Raw genomic sequence first — 19,796 nt, 5'->3', positions numbered from 1 at the left:
TAAGTGATAAAGGTGGTTGTAAAGGCCCACTCTCCAGTGCCCCGAGTTTCCAATCGATCAGCGCAATCCGAAGTTTTCCTTGAAAGTCTTCAACTGATTTGAAATAATTCCTTATGACGTCTTTTTCAATTTTAGCCTTAAAAGCATGTAATCGTTCATCATTTTCATGATCTCGCAATGATTCAGGCCAATTATATTCCGGATGGATCAGAAAGCATAGGCGATCCAACCCCCTCTCTTTACCGGCATAATCATATTCCATCTCTGTTACACTATTCTCGAATCCTTCCTCAGTGTATCCATAGCGGTGCGCAAAAATCCCTATATATAGATCCGCTTCGTCAAGTTTTCGACAACTGCCCTCAGTTGCACCTTTGCCCGTTGCCGGAAAATATTGCATATCTATTGGAACAAGATCCAGTCTATTACATTCCTCGTTAGCAACTTGCCGGTATGCCTTAAGATCTTCACTTGTGCTACTTATAAATACCTTTATCATACTACTGCATTAGTAAAAAGTAAGTACCTATTTCCAATATTGTCCGAACGGTTGGGCTACCCGACAGGCAGCCTTGTTGGTATTTTTCTTTCGTGTTTCAATATCGCTACATTGGTGCAATGAACAAACGAGTTCATCATTTCGCTGCCTGACGGGTAGGTGGTGTTGCCATGTTATTTTTTTATTTTATAGTCTTGCGTATCTGTGTATTTTCCAGAAATCCAATGACAGACGTATTCATCATCGTCCCAAGAGATTATTCTTACTAAAATCTCAGATTCGGGTGAAGTATCATTTTCCTTGATTGCGTTCTCGTTTATTAATCCATAAGTATTATTGTTAGCCCATTTTAAGAACCGTCTCAAAATGATTTTACCATGATCGTCATAGTAATCCTGTGACTTCTCCGTTCTTGTAAATAATGTCTTCTCACCATTTGTTGATTCGAATTTTCCTGTTTTAATATGTGGTGGAGTATATGCCGAATCCTGGTAAGGGCAATTAAACCACAATTCTGAAATATTAGTATTCAAATGGACATGTTGTAGTTTCAAAATTTGCTTGTCATCAGAATTAGCGAATGTATTAACGATGTGAGAATTAAATAAAACACTGTCCTTAAAGAAGTAATCAATCATTAAGGATTTATTGCCATTGGGATAAATAACCATAAGCAACCTGAAATCTGTCTTGTCAAAAAAATTCGTTGTAATGTACCCATTGTCCGCTTCTGCATCTATCACAAAGCAATCAAAGTGTTGAAATTTCTTATCCGAAAGTCTCGTTAGCTTGTAGTTAAGCATTTTATATCCGTATTGGACTTGGTTGTAGGTTCTTAGTTTTATTTCTTCAATTGATTTAATATTGTCAACTTGGATGACTGAAGAACCATTTACTTTTGATAATTTTTTACCATCAAAAAAGGTTGTTTGAGGCACATGTGTCATTGACAAGATGCTTTGAACATACTTCTGCCCAGACTTTCTTTTTTCAGTAACTACTGCTGTTGATTTATCTGGCTGAACAAGCAAGTAGTTAACACTGGAAGATTCGATTTCAGCAATCCGTTTTTCTCCACCACAAAATACTATTGACGAGTCTAAAATCTGTTCAGCTGTTAATTCGTCTGTTGATTGTCCCAATGCAATGACTGACAATAGCAGAAGAATTAGTGTGTTGAGTATCTTCATTTTTTAATATGGCCTAACCTATTTATATCCTCAATTGCGTATATTTTTCATATCTCTACAGTTCAGGCTCTAGTATTTCTTTTTCCACCTAACTATCTAATCCATCACCCAAAATAAGGGAAAATTCCTCCCTATCAGTCGAATCCAGTTTATTTGAAACTCGATTTATATTCCATCTGACGCTAATGTCCTCTAAGACTGGGTTTACTTCCTATAAACGTAGAGTTGCGGCTATTTCTGCATAGGAGAGCTATGCGCAATAAAAATAAATTCCCAGCTTGATAGTAAAACAAAAAACCCGATCTCTCGACCGGGTTTCAATAGTTTATCTTCTTCCTGCCTTACCTGGAGGAAGCATCTTGCTCATGGCTGCCTTGGCTCCTCCCATTTTGTTCATCTGCTTCATCATCTTACGCATATCAGAGAATTGCTTCATCAGGTTGTTCACCTCCACGATAGTTCTACCAGAACCCGCAGCAAGTCTCTTTCTTCTACTTCCATCAATCAGATCAGGCTGTTCACGCTCTGCTGGAGTCATGGATCTGATTATTGCTTCGATTGGCTTGAAGGAATCATCATCGATATCCATTCCTTTCATGGCTTTACCCATTCCCGGAATCATTCCTAGCAAGTCCTTGATATTACCCATTTTCTTCACCTGCTCCAGCTGGGAAAGGAAATCATCAAAGTTGAAATTATTAGAACGGATTTTAGAATTGATTCGCTTGGCTTCATCTTCATCAAAGGACTGCTGAGCTCTCTCCACCAAGGAAATCACATCACCCATTCCGAGGATTCTCTGTGCCATACGATCTGGGTGGAACACATCCAGATCTTCCATTTTCTCTCCGGTGGAGATAAACTTAATCGGCTTATTTACTACGTGACGAATAGAAATTGCAGCACCACCTCGTGTATCACCATCGAGTTTGGTAAGGACAACTCCGTCAAAATTCAAGCGCTCATCGAAGGTCTTTGCAGTATTCACCGCATCCTGACCTGTCATGGAATCTACTACAAAAAGTGTCTCTGATGGATTCAAGGCTTTTTTCAACCCTTCGATCTCAGTCATCATCACATCATCCACAGCCAGACGACCAGCCGTATCGACAATCACGGTTTTCTTGCCGGTTTTCTTTGCGTATGCTATCGCATTGTTGGCGATTTCCAGCGCATTTTTATTCTCAGGCTCGGCATATACCTCTACTCCGATTTGCTCACCCAACACTTTCAACTGATCAATCGCCGCAGGACGGTAAATATCACAAGCTACCAATAGTACCTGTCGTCCCTGCTTCTTCAAATGTGCTCCAAGCTTACCGGTGAAAGTGGTTTTACCAGAACCCTGAAGACCGGAGATCAGGATAATCGACGGATCGCCTGAGATTTTGATATCCTCCTTTTTACCACCCATGAGCTTGGTCAGCTCCTCTTGGGTGATTTTAATCAATAGCTGACCTGGAGAAACAGAGATCAAGACATCACGGCCTAGGGCTTCTGTCTTGATGGTATCAGTGACTTCTTTGGCTACTTTATAGTTAACATCGGCATCGATCAAAGCTCTTCTGATCTCTTTGACAGTCGTTGCGACGTTTATTTCGGTGATTGTCCCGGTTCCTTTCAGCGTTTTGAAAGCACGGTCTAATTTTAAGCTTAAATTATCAAACATTCCTTATGTGGCTATTTGGTGCAAAAGTAATGATTTTCATCAGGGATAGAAAGGAGTCTTTGATGTGATTATAATTGTTTTTTTAGTGGACACATCGGTTCTCGCATGGTTAATAATCATCCCACTGCGTGATGTCCTTCGTCATACTCGATTTAATCTATTCCGACTATAGACTGCCTATTTTTGTAGAAGGGTTTGCCTATAAATCCCTAATTTGCGCCAGCATCCATTTTCCAAAGAAAAACTCTTTTCATGCAGCTGAATTTCAAAAAAGACCTGCTTCCCCATTTGGTGGGAATCGCTATTTTCTATGCTATCGTAGTCGTTTATTTCGCTCCTGTGGTGCTTCAGGATCAAGTAATCACTCAAGGTGATATTCTAAAGTGGGAAGGTTCTGCCAGAGAAGCACTGGATTATCGTGAGGCTACCGGTGAAGAAGCGCTTTGGACAAATAGTGTTTTCGGCGGTATGCCGGCCTATTTTGTCAGCTTGGAATTTGCCGGTGACATCAGTGGAGCGCTGATTTCTGTAATCACATTAGGACTTCCTCACCCAGTCAGTAGTTTGTTTCTAGGCATGGTAGCCATGTATGTCCTGATGTTGACGTTTGGAGTCAGGCCTGTTTTTGCAATCATTGCCAGCGTTTCATTTGCGCTGAGTTCCTATAATCTTCTGAGTTTGGCTGCCGGACACAATGCCAAAATCTGGGCAATCAGTCTGATGCCGGTGATTCTGCTAGGGATTCACTTAGCTTTCAAGAATAAGCGATTGCTTGGTGCTGGCGTATTAGCGCTTGGCTTATTGCTTCAATTAAAGTTTAATCACGTTCAGATCACATACTATACATTAATCATCGCCGTGATCTATGTCATAGTAAGACTTGTCTTTGACTGGAAAAAAGAGGGCTTTGCTCAACTCGGTAAAACGATTGCTTTTTTGGCTCTAGGAGCTGTACTGGCAGTAGGGGGAAATATTGGGAGGCTTGCAACAGCTCTTGAATATGCTCCTTATTCCACCCGAGGCGAGGCAACTTTGGAATCTGCTTCGGCTGGACTGGACAAGGATTATGCGTTTTCTTGGTCCAACGGCAAGTTGGAAACCCTAACCTTACTGGTTCCAAATTTCTATGGTGGCGGAAGTAGCACGCCTCTTGGCAAGAATACCGAATCAGAAAAAGCTTTGCGAAGCAATGGCCTTGATCCAGCACAAATCACTGGATTCTTACAGGGAGCGCCAACTTATTGGGGAGATCAGCCATTTACAGGCGGCCCGATTTACGGAGGAGTTATCTTGGTTTTCCTTGCTTTCATTGGAATTTGGGCAGCTCCAAAAGAGAGCCTATATACTTTTGGGGCGATCATTATTCTTTCACTTATGCTTTCCTGGGGGAAAAACCTGAGTTGGTTTAACTACCTCCTTTTTGACATTCTGCCTGGCTATAATAAATTCCGGGCAGTCTCCATGGCTTTAGGAATGACTCTTTTTGCTATTCCAGCTTTGGCTGCTATTTCTTTAGAAAGGCTGTATCAAAGCAAAGATTTTAAACCGCTATACATTGCTGGAGCATCAATTGGAGGACTATTACTCTTGCTAGCGATCGGTGCCGGAGTGTTCAGGTTTGAAGGAGCGGCAGACGGAGGTTTGCCAGATTGGTTATTAAATGCGATCCGCCAAGACCGAAAAACCATGCTTTCAGCAAGTGCCTGGAGAAGTTTGGCTTTAGTAGCAGCATCTTTTGCTTTGATATACTTTGCCCTGGAAAACAAAATCTCTGATCTAGTTCTAGGGCTGGGGATTTTTGGGTTGGTTACCATAGATCTATGGACAATAAATAAGCAGTACTTAAATGACGATTCCTTTCAGGGAAATCCCAGCAGAGCTTACTTTACAGAAACTCCAGCCGATCAGGTAATAGCAAAGGACGACGCTTATTTCAGAGTGCTGGATCTTACAGAGGGTCTTACAGCTACCGGGAAATCACCCTACAGATTCCATAGTCTTGGTGGATATCATGGTGCCAAAATGCGCAGATATCAGGATTTACTGGACAATCGATTGAACTTTGAGTTAAATGATTTTGTAAAAAAAGCTCAGGACGGTGAATTTGATTTTGACGGTATTCAGACAATCAATATGATGAATACAAAATATGTCATCGCCGGAACTGCTGCAAATTCGGTTTTTGAAAACCCAGAAGCGAATGGTCCAGCGTGGATTCCTTCGCAAGTAGTGACGGTACAAACCAATCAGGAAGAAATGGATGAGCTGGCAAAAATAAATACCAAGTCCCAAGCAACTGTGAACACTGAAGAGTTTGGTGATGTAAGCGCCGGTGCCGGTGAGATCACACACACTTCTTACAAACCTAATGAATTGAAATATCAGGCAGAGATAAGTAAAGAAGGTTTGGCTGTCTTTTCAGAAATCTACTATCCTGAGGGATGGACAGCAACCATCGATGGACAGGAAGCTGAAATCCTGAGAACTGATTATTTACTTCGTGGATTGATCATTCCGGCAGGAACTCATGAGATTGTATTTAAGTTTGAACCAAAAAGCTACACGGCCACCAAAACTCCTATGATTATTTTTCAATACTTAATCGTATTGTCATTGATCGCCGGAGTGTTTTTCACGATCAAAGAAAAGAATGGAAGAGGATAAGGACAAAGTCATCAGTTTTTACGACCAGTTTGCCGAAAAGCAGGCAAAGACAGGGATCAATTCCCGTCACTTAAGTATTCTGGATAAGGTAAAAGCAGCTGGACTGAATGCGAATAACAGCATTTTGGAAATAGGTTGTGGAATCGGAACAGTGAGTCATTTGCTTGCAAATCAAGTAAAGCAAGGGGAGGTGTTGGCTGTGGATATTTCTCCCGAAAGTATATCCAAAGCCAAAACGCTTTGGAAAAAACAAACTAATCTGACCTTTGAAGTTTCGGATATGTCAGACTTTGATAAGCCTAAAAAAACCTTTGATTTTTTCGTATTTCCAGATGTTTTGGAGCACATTCCCGTGGATCAACATCACCGTCTTTTCCGCAATATCCATAAGCATGCACATCAGAATTCGGTAATTTTCATCCATATCCCTGCGCCTAGATACCTGCAGTGGATGATAGAAAATGAACCTGAAAAACTCCAGGTGATCGATCAGCCATTGGATTCGGGAGACCTTATCAAAAGCATTACTTCCAATGGTTTTTACCTGGAAAAAATGGAAACCTACCCCCTATTTTTCGAAGAAAAAGATTATCAATACTTCGTGTTTCGAGCAATAAAACCACTCTTAAAATCCACCCCCAGAAGTAAGTGGGATATTTTGAAAGAGCGGATCAGCATACGTTTGAGACATGGGATCATCAAATAAGCATAGGAAATCGAGCATGACGCAGACGTCACATGTAGGAATGTTTATCCGTAATGCAAGATTCCATCCCGTTTCCTTCGTCATGGGACAGGTAATGACTATTAAAAAACAATTATAATCACATGAAAATATCAGAAAACACAGTCGTCGGACTCACATACGAACTTAAAGTAAGCAAAGAAGCTGATGAGATAGAATCAGCTCCTTTCAGCGTAGAAATCCGTGATTCAGAAGATCCATTTTATTTTCTTTTTGGAGCAAGTGATCTCCCTGAAAAATTCGAAGAATTATTACTCGGTAAAGAGCAAGGAGAAGATTTCTCATTTGTGATTCCGGTGGCGGAAGCTTATGGAGAAATCGATGAGGAATTAATCGTAAATCTTCCTAAATCACAGTTTTCAGGAGATAATGGTTTCAATCCAGAAATGCTGGAAGAAGGTAATTTTCTTCCTCTTATGGACGAAGATGGTTACCCTATGCAGGCAAAAATCCTGAAAGACCTAGGTGAGGAAATCCTATTGGATTTCAACCATCCTCTGGTAGGCTTTGATTTGCATTTCGAAGGGAGTATCGAAGAAGTACGTGAGGCAACAAAAGATGAGCTTGCGCATGGACATGTACATGGTGAGCACGGTGCCCATGACGAGGAATAGTAAATTGTAAGTAGTAAGTAGTGTAAGAGGTAAGAAGTATGGCTTTTTACCTCTTACTTTTTATAGAACTAAATCTACCACTTTAAACTCTTCAGAATTGAGAAGAAATCTGATCTTCATCTTGTTCACTCTTGCAGCTTGCACACAAAAAACTTCAGAGGAGAATGTTGACTCTTCTGTTGAAAAGGAACAAGCGTATATACGGGCAATTGAAGGCGAGGATGAAGAAATAGCTATGTACATCATCAAAAAAGGTGAGGTTTTGATTTCTTATTCAGATTGTGCAGAATGCCATAAATCTGATAAGCGAGCCAAAGGACCGGCATTTCAAGACATCGCAAAACGATACCCAATCAAGCAAGTGTATATAGATCTTCTTGCCAGAAAAGTGATTTCAGGAGGTTCAGGATCTTGGGGAAGTCCAGTTATGTCTCCTCACCCCAATTTGAAAGAAGAAGATGCCAAAGCAATGGTGAGTTATATACTTTCACTAAAAGAATAGGATTCAGATTTCTTCATTTTCCTCTTCATTTTTGACTTTTTCCTCAGCTATTTCCTCCATATCCTCTTCCAAAATCCATCCTTTGTCAAGCGCATATCGAGAAGCTTCCAGCGTGTTCTTCACCAGCAACATTTCTACTCTGAGGTTCTTCAGTTCTTCGCTTATTTTCTCCGCATAAGCATGTCGCGAGGCATGCACATCGCGGATAAAAATCATTATAATTCTATCTGGAAACTCACGAACTACTTGTAGATAGATAGTGGGATCTTCCTGTCCACTATCTCCTATCAGCATAAAGGGCAATTGAGAATTGACAGTAAGAATCTGGCGAATCTGCTCTAGCTTGTGCTCAGCATGACTTCCTGAAATAAGCTCTGTGCGGGACAATCCAATGTCCCGAAGCATCAAGGGGCCTTTGGGGATATGATGAATACGGAGAAGCTCGTGGAGAAAGTCGTATAAATTCCAGGGACTGCTGGAAACATAAAAAAAAGGATTGCTTTCTATACCATCTCTCCCTTTTTGTAAGGCCTTATAGAATGCTGCCACGCCTGGAAAAGGCACCCGGGTATGTGCGTTTTTGGCAAACGTGGTTTTCAGCATTTCTGTCATTCGCATCGCGCCTGTTGGGATTATGGTATCATCTATGTCTGAAACGATACCATAATCGATATCTCCCACCGGAAGGAATATATCTGCAGTTGCTTTGACTTTACCTTGGTTTTTGATTACCTGATCGACTAAAGTCAAATTAATCTGTTGCCAGCGCGCTGGAATTTGGATATGTTTTTTAGGGTGGATTTTAAATTCAAAGTACCCTTCCTCATCGGTTCTAACAAAGTATTCTTCGCCCTGAAATTCTGCCTTCACCTGCACACCTGGGATCACCACACTCATAAATCTCCTCCGCATTCTGCCGATATTCCGCCAGACACTGTCCTCTGGGTTTGATTCGCCTATTCTATTGTCGCGGATCACTCTACCTACCAGTAAAATCTCCTTATCATTCCCAAATCCTTCAAAAGGAACAATCAGCAAAGATTTCACCAAGCCCAATTTGATCCAGAGCCACAAACTCACCTGACTAATCGCCAGTTTGAACTCATAGAGTACAGTTAGTGGTATATTTCTTTTTTTCACACTCAAAGATTCATCACTTTAGAATCATCCCAACTTAGATATACCCTGTCTCCTACCTCATATTTTCGCTGAGGGTCATCTACTTCCCAAGTGATCCCACTTTCTTTGAGATGAACTTTGAGGGAATTAAAGTGCACTAAAAAGCGAGAATCTGTGACATGAGCCAATAATCCACCCTTGATGCGAAGCTTTACATCTGCCGGTCTGACATAACTGCCTTTAGTATCTGGGATCGTATTTATTGGGCTAAATAACTGCGCCACATACTTGGTTTTAGGTTTCTCACAGAGCTGGCGAGAATTGCCATTTTGGGCCACTTTCCCTTTTTGCAAAATGATCAGGTTATCCGTCAATCGAAGCGCATCATCCAGATCATGGGTTACAAAAATCACCGTAGTGCCCATTTCTTGAAATATCTCTTTCAACTCCGAAATGAGATGGTGTGTCTGAATAGTATCTAGGGAAGAAAATGGTTCGTCGAGTAATAAAACATCCGGTTCCACCGCCAGCGCTTTGCCTATAGCCACTTTTTGCTTTTGTCCTCCAGACAACTGACGTGGGAATCGATCCCTAAATGAGTCAAGCCCAAGCAGTTTAAGTAAATTCTCCACACGACTTTTCGCATAGGCTTTTTCATAGTGAAGCAATTGTCTGGAGATATTTTCCTCTACAGTAGAATTAGGATATAAATGAAAATTCTGGTGAATCAGTCTGATCTCATCATATCCCGACACTATCTTTTGATTAGGATTTAATATTGCTTTTCCATCCAACTGAACATCTCCAGAATCCTGAACTTCCAAGCCCGCCATTATTTTGAGTAATGTACTTTTACCTGATCCGCTCTCTCCGACGATTGCAAGGAATTCTCCTTTCCCTAATTCAAGTGAAAATGGTTGAAGTGCAATTTGATGATCGTAAGATTTGGAAACATTGGAAATGGAGAAATAACTCATGGGCGAATTTCAGCTTGCAGTTTTTTAGTCAAGCTGCCAAAGATAAGCTCGTAAGAATGATCCGCCAATTCCAAAATCAATCGATCAGGAACATTTCCAGTTGTACTCACCGAATTCCACTGCTGCTTATTCATATGAAAGCCAGGGGTAATTCCATCATATTGCTCACGCAACTCCACTGCCCGCTCAGGATCGCATTTCAGATTGATGTATTGAAATGCAGAAATAGAGCAAATCGAAAAAATCTTATTCCCAACCCGAAAACAAAGAGCATCCTTATCAAAAGGTGTATCTTCAGTCACTCCAGCTTTGGCAAGGCAGTAATCACGGTAATATTCTAAGGTCATAGCAAATCTTTATTGAAAAAGAAATTTAAGGAAAAGAGCTTGGAGAAAAAATGCTGGTTGCTTTTCTAAACACCGCAAATCACTAATTTCATGTGTCTATAATTTGATTTTTAAAGGTCACATGGAATCTCGCCTAGGAAATAATCATCCCTCTGTGTGTCGTTTTCGACATGCTCGATTTCCAATTAGAATCCCACGGTATTACCATAATAAAACAATATGAAGATAAATTTTATCGCGCTAGCCTTTCTCCTTTTGCTTGCTAGTTGTCATTCTTTGAGCAAGTCAAAAATTAGCAAAAGGGACCTAAAAAAAGACATTGAGCTAGTCACTACGGAAGGGACGATTGTTCTTCGCTTGTATGACGACACTCCCTTAAGTCGCACTAATTTCCTCAGCTTGGTCAAAGAAGGGATGTACGATAGCATTCTTTTTCATCGGGTGATTGAGAAGTTTATGATTCAAGCAGGCGAAGCTTATGATGATGATGAATTTTTGAAAAAGAAAAATTCGCTGAATCTATCAGAGACAGTCCCAGCCGAGATCACCTCCACCCATTTTCATAAAAGACGAGCACTTGGCGCAGCGCGAGAGGGAGATGATGTGAATCCTTTGCGAAAAGGCAGCTTCATCCAGTTCTATATCGTGCAAGGGAGAACATACACAGATAGCACGTTAGAAATAGCAGAAAAGCGCATCAATAAAATGCTTGCTTACAATCATGTCATTAATGATCCAGTCAATAAATCGATCTTTACTCAATATCAGGAATTTGCAAAAAATAGTGACTTAAGAAATGGGGAAGCCATTATGAAGCTTAAAAGTCAATTAGATTCCTTGGCTGAGGTCGAGCTAGAAAGAATGGTTCCATATAGCTATCCTGAATAACATCGGGAAGTTTATAAAACGACGGGAGGTGCAGCTCATTTGGATCAGAACTACACCGTGTTTGGGGAGGTAGTTTCGGGAATGAATATAGTAGACAAAATAGCTGCAGCCGAAACAAACAATCGAGACAAGCCTCTGACAGACATATTGATTATAACTACAAGATTGATCAAAAGACAAAAATAAAACTTCCGGCTACTGTATTCTCTAAAACAATACAAACCACAAATCCTCCTCAGAACTCGATCAGACTTTATACCAAAACAATGGTTTTCTTATAGCTAGCATGGCGATTGTATAAAAATTAACCTTAATTTTCACAATAAACCAAAATAACCATGGGAATAGTTAAAGTATTAGAGGTAATTGCCTCATCAGAAAAGAGCATCGAGGATGCAATTCAAAATGCAGTGGATGAAGTTTCTAAAACTGTCCATAACATCGACTCAGTTTATGTAAAAGATATCAAAGCCCATGTGAAGGATGGTAAAGTCACCTCATATGGCTGCGTCTGCAAGGTTTCTTTCCGAGTGGATCAATCCAAAAATGTCTAACAATTAATCAAAAGAGTGCGGCGCTTGTCGCATTCTTATTTTTTGAAAAGCATACTCAGTGTTGTCTGAATTAACTCTGATAATTTCGTGTAGGTACTAAAATCTTTATAATTTCAGGGTCTATTAACCATTCTCTTTTAGATGAATACCAAGTTAATAATGACCTTAAGTGCACTGTTCATGTGCTCAGTCGGAATTACACTCACTTTTGCACCAGATTTGATTTTAAGCTATCTTAATCTGGAGCCTAATCAAACAACCCTTTTTATAGGACAAATCTTAGGGGCATTATATTTTGGGTTTGGGATGCTCAACTTGATGAGCAAAGGCAGCCTGATAGGTGGGATTTACAATCGTCCAATTTGCATTGCCAATCTTAGCCATTTCCTAATCGGTGGCCTTGCTCTACTAAAAGGACTTACTTCCAACCCCGAATTACCCATTGCTATTTGGGTTATGGGAATCGTTTACATAGCATTTGGGATAGCTTTCGGTATAATTCTCTTCCGCCATCCAGTCGCCGATAAACCATAATTTTACCATCTTTGCTTCATGGAAAAATACATCAAAGCGATTTCAGACGGCTATTATGGCTATTGGAATTACTTTATTGGAGAGGTCCTACACCCAAGTTGGCATAATTACTTCTACTGGCTTGTGGGTGCATCTTTGGTTATTTATGGGTTGGAGATACTTTTTCCATGGAGAAAAAACCAGCCTATTCTTCGAGAGCATTTCTGGCTAGACATCTTCTATCTTTTTTGGAATTACTTTCTTTTTGCCTTGGTCGCTTACAATGCACTTTCCATGGTAGCAGTGGAAGCCTTCAATGATTTTCTAGGCTTATTTGGAATCACAAACACCGTAGCTATCAAAGTGGATCGACTGCCAGGATGGCTACAATTGGTGATAATTTTTATACTTCGTGACTTTATGCAGTGGGCGATTCATCGCATGTATCATCATGTGGGCTGGATGTGGGAATTCCATAAAGTCCATCACAGTACACGGGAAATGGGATTCGCTGCCCTACTTCGCTATCATTGGATGGAAAACATTCTTTATCGTACGCTGGAATATATTCCACTTGCCATGATTGGCTTCGGGATTACAGACTTCTTCATAGTCCATATATTCACTTTGGTATTAGGTCAATTAGGTCATGCAAATCTTAAAATCCCTCTCGGCCCTTTCAAATACATCATCAATGGACCACAAATGCATCTTTGGCATCACGCCCGGGAATTGCCCAAAAACCATCCACATGGTTTCAATTACGGGATTTCTTTGAGTCTTTGGGATTACCTTTTTCGTACAAATTATTGGCCGTCGGATGATGAGAATCTTCTCGTAGGGCTTCCTGACGAGGAAAAGTTTCCAGAGGATTTTGTAGGGCAGACTACGGAGCCATTCAAGAGAATTTTCAGAAAAAAAGTTTAAAAAAAGTCTGTGGGCTCACTCCCACAGACTTATAAAAACAATTTATTGTTTGATTTCAATGATTTTAGTGTGAACGGTCTCATTGATAAAGTAGACTTTTTTACTGCCAAAAGTTTTTTCTTCTGTATTATAGCTAGCAGCTTGAACCAACCCAGTGGATGTAGCTTTGAGTCCACTCAATTCTGATGAACTGAAGGTTACTGAGGTAGTTTTTGATTCTTTGGTGACAGTTGTTTTACCATCAGAAATCACCCAAAGAATGTTATCTGTGTTGGAAGTCACTGACTCAATTGTTAGCACTATGTCCGAAGCTTTACTGTAGCTATCTACTACTGAGGCGGAGAATTTCACCTGAGAAGGCATTTTCTTAACCGTGGTATGAGTGAAAGCATCAAACCCGCTACCTCCTGCCACTTGCCAAGAGTTGGTCTGACCAGCCACTAGTGAATAAGAAAAATCTGTAGGGTTATTAATGTAAGCATTTCCTCCAGGGATTTGAAGCGCCTTTGAGTTGAGCTTCACATCTCCCACATTGACAAGGCTGCTCCCAACAGCTCCATTAAAAAAAGAACCAGAAGCTACATCTATTGCGACCCCTCCTACTCCTGGTATGCTAGGCACCGAGCCAGGCAGGTCAGAATAAGACATCACTGCTGCCAAAACAGCATTTGCATCTCCAGGTGCATTTGGCATTGGATTCGTCTGGGTTGTTTGCTTAGGATTAATATCATCATCCGAGCTACAAGCAGAAAAAGTGAATACCATTCCCAAAAGAAAAGCCCAAAGCGTAGTGTTGTAAGTTTTCATGTTTTTGAATATTTAAAATACAGTTCAAAAGTAGACTGGCCATCCTTTTCATGCCATACGGCAAATAGCGTATATGCTCTTGGAGTCCCTTAAAATGATATAGTTGTAGTTCCGTTCTTTCACACGGAAGATTTTGATACCTTCGCAAATTCTATCTAATTCAGAAGATCAACGCTCATTCATGGATAATATCCTCGCTTTCACATTATCCGTTTTCACAGGTTTTTTCGCGATCATGAACCCGATTGCAAACGTGCCTATTTTTGCGTCCCTAACAGATGATCTGGATAAGGCTACCAAAAGAAGCATCAGCAAAAGAGCTACGCTTACTGCCTTTGTGATTGTAGTGGTCTTTGTGGTGCTGGGGAAATTCATTTTCGAAATATTCGGAATCACAATTCCTGCCTTCAAAATCACTGGTGGTATCCTGATTTTCTATGTGGGTTTCGAGATGCTTCAGTCCAAAAAATCAAGTGTGAAGCACATCAAAGACCCTGAAATCGAGGAGAATATTGCTATTTCCCCATTGGCAATTCCGATTCTAGCTGGCCCAGGCACAATCGTGACCGCGATGAACTTTGCTTCACAGGGTGATTACCTAAATATTCTTATTGTAATCGCTGTATTCGCAGGAATGTGCTTTTTGACACATATAGCTTTTGAACTGGGAGATCAGATCGTAAAGCGATTGGGCAAAAACCTGATCGTCGTGATCGGAAAGATCATGGGATTGATCATTGCCATCATCGGTACCAATATGATCATCTCAGGGATTAAGGCAGCTTTTCTTGAATAAAAGACCCAAGATTTCTACTTTACTTCAACTTCTTTTTCAGGATATAAAACAAATCCAATCCCTTCGCAGGATCATCGACAATTGGGTAATCTTCATGGGTGATATCCACCACACTTTTACCCTGTTGCTGATGAAGTTTGTTTCTATTTCGGCGGTTGAGAATCTCATAGGGCATTCTCAGAATAGAAGCTGGCAATTTGTGTTGCAGATCAAAAATATCAAATCGCATGATTTTCTGCACAGACTTTCGGTTCGCCTCATGATATGCCCAGACTTTTTCATTCCCTCCTACTCCTTTGGCCTCCACTGAGTCAAAAATGGATGCACATAAATCAATCAATTGCTGAGGAGTGTATTCCCGCTCATGCCAAGGGTTTCTTGACAGCGTGTGATTGATATTCGGAGTAGAAATCACAGCTTTTCCTCCTGGTTTCAATACACGGTAGATTTCCTCTAAGAATAATCTGTCATTTGGAATGTGCTCGATCACCTGAAAGCTCACAACTGTATCAAAAGAATTATTTGATATTCCCTTGAATGGAGGAATCACAGCCTGCTGAAACTCTACAGCTGGGAATTTAATTTTCAACTCATCGATTACTTCCTGAATCTTATCCAAGCCGAGATAACTATCTGCCAAAGGCAAAAGTGTTTCCACACCACGACCTTCACCACAGCCCACTTCCAGCAATTTGCCAGAAATCCAAGGCTGAGCAGCAATGTATGCTTTCAGTAAGCGTTGATGAATAGGATTGTCACTGACCAACTTGTCAGAGGCGATTTCCGTTGTATAGGTAGCCATACAAAAATTTACTATTTTGGCAAAAGTAAGGTTAATTTTGAAAACCCGAGATCAACACCCAATGAACTGTAAAACAAGCCGACTCCTGATTTTTTTGATCCTTTTCACAGGCACTACATTACCCACCTTGGCGCAAAAGACATTAAGTAGTCTAAATCAGACACTTCGCTATTCCAGGTACTCCAGACTTTCGCTTAAGATCATTCCTATCAAAGAAACTGACACACGTTTTAAGCTTCAGTTTCAGGTAGAAAAAATCGAAGAAAATCCAGTTTTCACTTCATTCAGCTTCACTTATTCCATTTTGGATAGCTATGAACAGGAAATTCTTTCTGACAACACGTCCATATTAACCTCAGATGATCTGAAGTATGACACTGACAGGCATTGGGTCTTTGAAAAGACTATTGATGTCCCAGCTAGTACTGAAACTTCTATTGCCTTATTTACCGCTTTAGACACTAGGCAAGGAGATGAGTATTATTATTCTACCGACATCAAAAGCAGTTTTGTATATGATATAACAGACTTCGGGGCCTACTATGCCAATAATGTGGGCTTCGACCAAAACTACCTGAACGCAGGAGAGTCATTGCTTTTCAAGTCCAATGGAGGACCTACCCTTCATGGGTTTTATTATCCAATCAGCTTGGAAGTGCCCTACCCACCTATGGAAACCAAGCCAGCTACAGTACCTAGAGAGCTACAAGTGATAGATGAAGGTGATTTCTTAGAAAATATCCCCAAAACCTTCGATAAAATCGGATACTATTTTATCCAAAGTGATACAACAGCTAGCACAGGACTTGTATTAAAAACTACACATGAAGCATTTCCAAAGGTGAAAGATTGGGATGAAATGGTGGATATGGTTACCTACATTTCCACTCGGAAAGAGCATGAAGACCTATTGGCAGCTGAGGATAAAAAGAAAGCCTTAGACACTTACTGGATAGGATTAACCAGAAATCCAGATACAGCAAAAGAACTTATCCGTGAATATTTCAGACAGGTAGAATTTGCCAATATTCTATTCACAGACTTCAAAGAAGGTTGGAAAACGGATAAGGGAATGGTATATATTGTCATGGGTCCACCTCAGGAAGTCAACTTTTATTTGGACCGAGAAGTGTGGAGTTATGGAGGAACTAACGAGAGTTCAAGAATTCGCTTTACCTTTGCGCGGGTTAAAAACATACTTAGCCCACACTATTACACCTTGAATCGCTCACGTGCTTATCAGCCGGTTTGGTTCAAAAATATATCCATATGGAGAAGCGGAAAGATGGCTTTTTGATTGAAAAAGGCGAACACGAAAAAGATTTTATTTTTGGTACAAGAGCTGTCATGGAATCAATCCATGCTGGCAAAGACATCGATAAGGTGTTGGTGCAAAAGGAAATCAACAATGACCTGATCAAAGAGCTATTGCAGTTATGTAAGGCTGAAAAAATCCCAGTTGTTCGCGTACCTGATGCAAAACTAAATAGAATCACACGTAAAAATCATCAGGGCGTAGTAGCTCAGATGTCTTCGATAGAATATGCTTCTTTGGATCATGTGATCGAAAGCTGCTTCAATGTAGGGAAATCTCCTTTGATCCTGATTCTTGATAGGATCACCGATGTGAGAAACTTTGGTGCTATCGCCAGAACGGCAGAATGTGCCGGAGTCGATGCAATAGTAATTCCTGAGAAAGGCAGCGCACAGATTAACTCGGACGCAATCAAAACTTCAGTGGGAGCGTTGAATTTCCTTCCAGTGGTGCGTGTAAGAAATCTTTTTTATACCTGTAGAGATCTTCAGAAATCGGGTTTGGTATTAGTAGCCATCACGGAGAAAACGGAGAAAACGATGTATGAAGTAGATTTTTCTGTCCCGGTAGCATTGGTAATGGGATCTGAAGAAGACGGGATTTCTACCGAACTAATGGGAATAGTGGATGAAAAAGTCAAAATCCCAATGGCTGGAAGAATTGAAAGTTTAAATGTATCTGTATCTGCTGGAGTAGCGATTTACGAAGCAATCAGGCAGCGGAAATAACTTCAAAAAATTAAAGAAAGGGGAAGATTTTAGATAAAGTCTTCCCCTTTCTTTTTTGCATTTGACACAAACTCACGGAATTTCTTCTCGGCATCAAGTTTACAGATGAGAAGTACATTATCAGTCTCGTTCACAAGGTAGTTTTCAAGTCCGTGCACGACCACGAGCTTATCTCCATTTACTTTTATGTAACTATTTTCAGTATCGAATAGAATCGCATTTGCCTCTATCACATTGTTATTTTCATCCTTTTCTCTTAAGTCATACAGACTATTCCAGGACCCCAAGTCTGACCAACCGAAATCACCTAGAATCACATATACCTGACTCGATTTTTCCATGATTCCATAATCAATCGAAATGTTCTTCATTTGGGTATAAGCAGTAGAAACAAATGCAGCTTCTCCATCTGTACCATAGATATTTCTACCTTCTTCAAATACTTCTGCCATATCTGGCATGTGCTCTTCAAAAGCCTGAATAAGACTCTCCGCTTTCCATACAAACATCCCAGAATTCCACACAAAATCCCCGCTTTCCAAAAATGTCTTAGCAAGTTTCATATTCGGCTTTTCAATAAATGTCTTTACCCGGAAAGCATGCGTATTCGGCTTTTCAATGTATTGAATGTAGCCAAAACCTGTTTCCGGCCTATTTGGCTTGATACCTAAGGTAATTAGTTTACCATCGCCGGCTGTTTCGACAGCCTTTTTAAGAGTACGAATGAATTTCTTTTCCTGTAAAATCAGATGATCTGCCGGCGTAACGAAAATCCTAGCTTCCGGATCCATGGAATGAATTCTATAAGTAGCATAAGCAATACACGTAGCGGTGTTCTTGCGCAAAGGCTCTGTTAGAATCTGACTGCTCTTCAATTCAGGCAGTTGTTCTTTGACTAAGGCGAGGTATTTTCTATATGTAATAACCACAAACTGTTCAGGCTCGGCGATTTCAGAGAACCTATCAAAGGTCATTTGCAACAATGTTCTTCCTGTGCCAAGTATATCCAAAAATTGCTTTGGTCGTTTTCTACGACTATACGGCCAAAACCTGGAGCCAATACCTCCAGCCATTATTAAAATATAAGGTTTATTGTGCATGTTAAAAATTAAACAATTCCTTCCTTCATCAATTCATGAATATGGACAAAACCTGCGATTTTATCTCCATCCATAGCCACAAGTTGAGTGATATTATGATTTTTCATCATATTCAGAGCCCGAATCGCATATTCTTGGGTTGAAATAGATTTCGGATTTATAGTCATAATATCCGCTGCCTTAAGCGACTGAATATCCAGCGATTTTTGAAGCATTCTTCGCAAATCCCCATCTGTAATAATTCCTTTCAAAGTTCCTTCCGCATCTATCACGGAAGTAGCGCCTAGTCTTTTACCCGATATCTCTAGAATGACTTCAGCCAACCCGGCATTTTCGGAGACAATTGGAATTTCGTTTCCTCCCAACACATCACCCACTCTAAGATACAACTGTTTGCCCAAAGATCCGCCAGGATGGTATTTAGCAAAGTCGTCTGAGGTAAAACCTTTAGCTTCCAGCAGACAAACTGCCAAAGCATCTCCGAGTGCCAAATGTGCTGTAGTGCTTGTAGTTGGAGCCAAATTATGGGGACATGCTTCCTCAGAAATGGTAGCATTCAGCACATAATCTGACTGCTCCGCTAGAAAACTTTTCGTATTACTAACTAAAGCCACGAGCTTAGAACCTAGTTTTTTGAGCAATGGAACAAGAACTTTGATCTCTGGCGTATTACCGCTCTTGGATATGCAAATGACCGTATCGCCCTCGAGAATCATCCCTAAGTCACCATGAATTGCATCCGCAGCATGCATGAAAAGTGCTGGTGTTCCAGTTGAATTCAGGGTAGCAACTATTTTATTCGCTATAAGGGCACTTTTCCCAACACCGGTAATTACTACTCTACCTTTGGATATCAAAATATGCTCTACACATGCATCAAAATCACCATCTAAAAAATCAACGAGATTTAACACTGCCTGAGCCTCGTTTTGAAGTACTCTCGTGGCTGTATTTCTAATATTTTTAGCTAAATTCAATTTTACCCGTGTTTATAACTAATTTTGAACATGGGTATAAATGTAATAAATCATTCCTGTTTA

At 40.5% G+C, this 19,796-nt stretch carries 20 protein-coding genes and 2 pseudogenes; 12 read left to right on the top strand and 10 right to left on the bottom strand.

All coding sequences use genetic code 11. The features are described 5' to 3' along the window. Positions 1-256 precede the first annotated feature (256 nt). From SYJ56_RS25885 to ffh, 3 genes and pseudogenes are all read right to left on the bottom strand, one after another. A pseudogene (locus tag SYJ56_RS25885) lies at positions 257-499 on the bottom strand (DUF4062 domain-containing protein); the annotation flags it as partial. A 173-nt stretch (positions 500-672) separates the two neighbouring features. Further along, on the bottom strand, positions 673-1,689 hold the full coding sequence (locus tag SYJ56_RS04160; RefSeq protein ID WP_323832377.1) for a hypothetical protein: 1,017 nt from the start codon (positions 1,687-1,689) through the stop codon (positions 673-675). Between the two features lie 325 nt (positions 1,690-2,014). After that, positions 2,015-3,358, bottom strand: coding sequence for a signal recognition particle protein (ffh, locus tag SYJ56_RS04155; protein WP_323832376.1), 1,344 nt, complete (start codon positions 3,356-3,358; stop codon positions 2,015-2,017). A gap of 252 nt (positions 3,359-3,610) precedes the next feature. On the opposite strand from ffh, the gene SYJ56_RS04150 reads away from it, so the two are divergent. The 4 genes from SYJ56_RS04150 (at position 3,611) to SYJ56_RS04135 (ending at position 7,883) form a co-directional block, all read left to right on the top strand. Further along, on the top strand, positions 3,611-6,022 hold the full coding sequence (locus tag SYJ56_RS04150) for a YfhO family protein (protein WP_323832375.1): 2,412 nt from the start codon (positions 3,611-3,613) through the stop codon (positions 6,020-6,022). Next, positions 6,009-6,728, top strand: a complete 720-nt coding sequence (locus tag SYJ56_RS04145) for a class I SAM-dependent methyltransferase (protein ID WP_323832374.1) — start codon at positions 6,009-6,011, stop codon at positions 6,726-6,728. The genes SYJ56_RS04150 and SYJ56_RS04145 overlap by 14 nt, the downstream gene beginning before the upstream one ends. A gap of 122 nt (positions 6,729-6,850) precedes the next feature. Next, positions 6,851-7,381, top strand: a complete 531-nt coding sequence (locus SYJ56_RS04140; RefSeq protein ID WP_323832373.1) for an FKBP-type peptidyl-prolyl cis-trans isomerase — start codon at positions 6,851-6,853, stop codon at positions 7,379-7,381. Positions 7,382-7,478: 97 nt separating this feature from the next. Beyond that, entirely contained in the window at positions 7,479-7,883 is a 405-nt protein-coding gene (locus SYJ56_RS04135) for a c-type cytochrome (protein ID WP_323832372.1), read from the top strand. Positions 7,884-7,886: 3 nt separating this feature from the next. Here SYJ56_RS04135 and SYJ56_RS04130 read toward each other — a convergent pair whose 3' ends face one another. The 3 genes from SYJ56_RS04130 to SYJ56_RS04120 are packed head-to-tail and all read right to left on the bottom strand — an operon-like array spanning position 7,887 to position 10,326. Then, positions 7,887-9,023, bottom strand: a complete 1,137-nt coding sequence (locus SYJ56_RS04130) for an App1 family protein (protein WP_323832371.1) — start codon at positions 9,021-9,023, stop codon at positions 7,887-7,889. A gap of 2 nt (positions 9,024-9,025) precedes the next feature. Next, positions 9,026-9,979, bottom strand: coding sequence for an ABC transporter ATP-binding protein (locus tag SYJ56_RS04125; RefSeq protein ID WP_323832370.1), 954 nt, complete (start codon positions 9,977-9,979; stop codon positions 9,026-9,028). Further along, positions 9,976-10,326, bottom strand: a complete 351-nt coding sequence (locus SYJ56_RS04120; RefSeq protein WP_323832369.1) for an MmcQ/YjbR family DNA-binding protein — start codon at positions 10,324-10,326, stop codon at positions 9,976-9,978. The genes SYJ56_RS04125 and SYJ56_RS04120 overlap by 4 nt, the downstream gene beginning before the upstream one ends. A gap of 219 nt (positions 10,327-10,545) precedes the next feature. Here SYJ56_RS04120 and SYJ56_RS04115 point away from each other — a divergent pair, with 219 nt between their 5' ends. The 5 genes and pseudogenes from SYJ56_RS04115 (at position 10,546) to SYJ56_RS04100 (ending at position 13,208) form a co-directional block, all read left to right on the top strand. Further along, positions 10,546-11,214 carry a peptidylprolyl isomerase gene (locus SYJ56_RS04115; RefSeq protein ID WP_323832368.1) on the top strand — a complete coding sequence of 223 codons (669 nt, stop codon included), beginning with the start codon at positions 10,546-10,548 and terminating at the stop codon, positions 11,212-11,214. A 30-nt stretch (positions 11,215-11,244) separates the two neighbouring features. Next, a pseudogene (locus tag SYJ56_RS25880) lies at positions 11,245-11,400 on the top strand (peptidylprolyl isomerase); the annotation flags it as partial. A gap of 152 nt (positions 11,401-11,552) precedes the next feature. Next, positions 11,553-11,768 (top strand): dodecin family protein, encoded by a 216-nt coding sequence (locus SYJ56_RS04110; protein ID WP_323823510.1) that lies wholly within the window; start codon positions 11,553-11,555, stop codon positions 11,766-11,768. Positions 11,769-11,909: 141 nt separating this feature from the next. After that, entirely contained in the window at positions 11,910-12,302 is a 393-nt protein-coding gene (locus tag SYJ56_RS04105) for a hypothetical protein (protein WP_323832367.1), read from the top strand. An 18-nt stretch (positions 12,303-12,320) separates the two neighbouring features. After that, complete coding sequence (locus SYJ56_RS04100) at positions 12,321-13,208, top strand: sterol desaturase family protein (RefSeq protein WP_323832366.1); 888 nt, start codon at positions 12,321-12,323, stop codon at positions 13,206-13,208. Between the two features lie 42 nt (positions 13,209-13,250). Here SYJ56_RS04100 and SYJ56_RS04095 read toward each other — a convergent pair whose 3' ends face one another. Beyond that, positions 13,251-14,015: a hypothetical protein gene (locus SYJ56_RS04095; protein ID WP_323832365.1), complete on the bottom strand. Its 765-nt coding sequence runs from the start codon at positions 14,013-14,015 to the stop codon at positions 13,251-13,253. Positions 14,016-14,196: 181 nt separating this feature from the next. Here SYJ56_RS04095 and SYJ56_RS04090 point away from each other — a divergent pair, with 181 nt between their 5' ends. Continuing rightward, positions 14,197-14,811 carry a MarC family protein gene (locus tag SYJ56_RS04090; protein ID WP_323832364.1) on the top strand — a complete coding sequence of 205 codons (615 nt, stop codon included), beginning with the start codon at positions 14,197-14,199 and terminating at the stop codon, positions 14,809-14,811. A gap of 19 nt (positions 14,812-14,830) precedes the next feature. Here SYJ56_RS04090 and SYJ56_RS04085 read toward each other — a convergent pair whose 3' ends face one another. After that, positions 14,831-15,613: a class I SAM-dependent methyltransferase gene (locus SYJ56_RS04085; RefSeq protein WP_323832363.1), complete on the bottom strand. Its 783-nt coding sequence runs from the start codon at positions 15,611-15,613 to the stop codon at positions 14,831-14,833. A gap of 61 nt (positions 15,614-15,674) precedes the next feature. Between SYJ56_RS04085 and SYJ56_RS04080 the strand changes: the two genes are divergently transcribed. Together SYJ56_RS04080 and rlmB are read left to right on the top strand one after the other, a co-directional pair. Then, positions 15,675-16,910 carry a GWxTD domain-containing protein gene (locus tag SYJ56_RS04080; RefSeq protein WP_323832362.1) on the top strand — a complete coding sequence of 412 codons (1,236 nt, stop codon included), beginning with the start codon at positions 15,675-15,677 and terminating at the stop codon, positions 16,908-16,910. Beyond that, positions 16,883-17,656, top strand: a complete 774-nt coding sequence (gene rlmB, locus SYJ56_RS04075; RefSeq protein ID WP_323832361.1) for a 23S rRNA (guanosine(2251)-2'-O)-methyltransferase RlmB — start codon at positions 16,883-16,885, stop codon at positions 17,654-17,656. Before SYJ56_RS04080 ends, rlmB begins: the two co-directional genes overlap by 28 nt. A 29-nt stretch (positions 17,657-17,685) precedes the next feature. Here the strand turns inward: rlmB and SYJ56_RS04070 are convergent, their stop codons facing one another. After that, positions 17,686-18,756, bottom strand: coding sequence for a mannose-1-phosphate guanylyltransferase (locus SYJ56_RS04070; RefSeq protein WP_323832360.1), 1,071 nt, complete (start codon positions 18,754-18,756; stop codon positions 17,686-17,688). Between the two features lie 8 nt (positions 18,757-18,764). Beyond that, positions 18,765-19,733 (bottom strand): KpsF/GutQ family sugar-phosphate isomerase, encoded by a 969-nt coding sequence (locus tag SYJ56_RS04065; RefSeq protein WP_323832359.1) that lies wholly within the window; start codon positions 19,731-19,733, stop codon positions 18,765-18,767. Positions 19,734-19,796 lie beyond the last annotated feature (63 nt).

This window comes from Algoriphagus aurantiacus, assembly GCF_035156405.1.
Lineage (GTDB): Bacteria > Bacteroidota > Bacteroidia > Cytophagales > Cyclobacteriaceae > Algoriphagus > Algoriphagus aurantiacus.
Note: the sequence above shows the minus strand (reverse complement) of the source record. Positions and strands in the feature narration are given on the sequence as shown.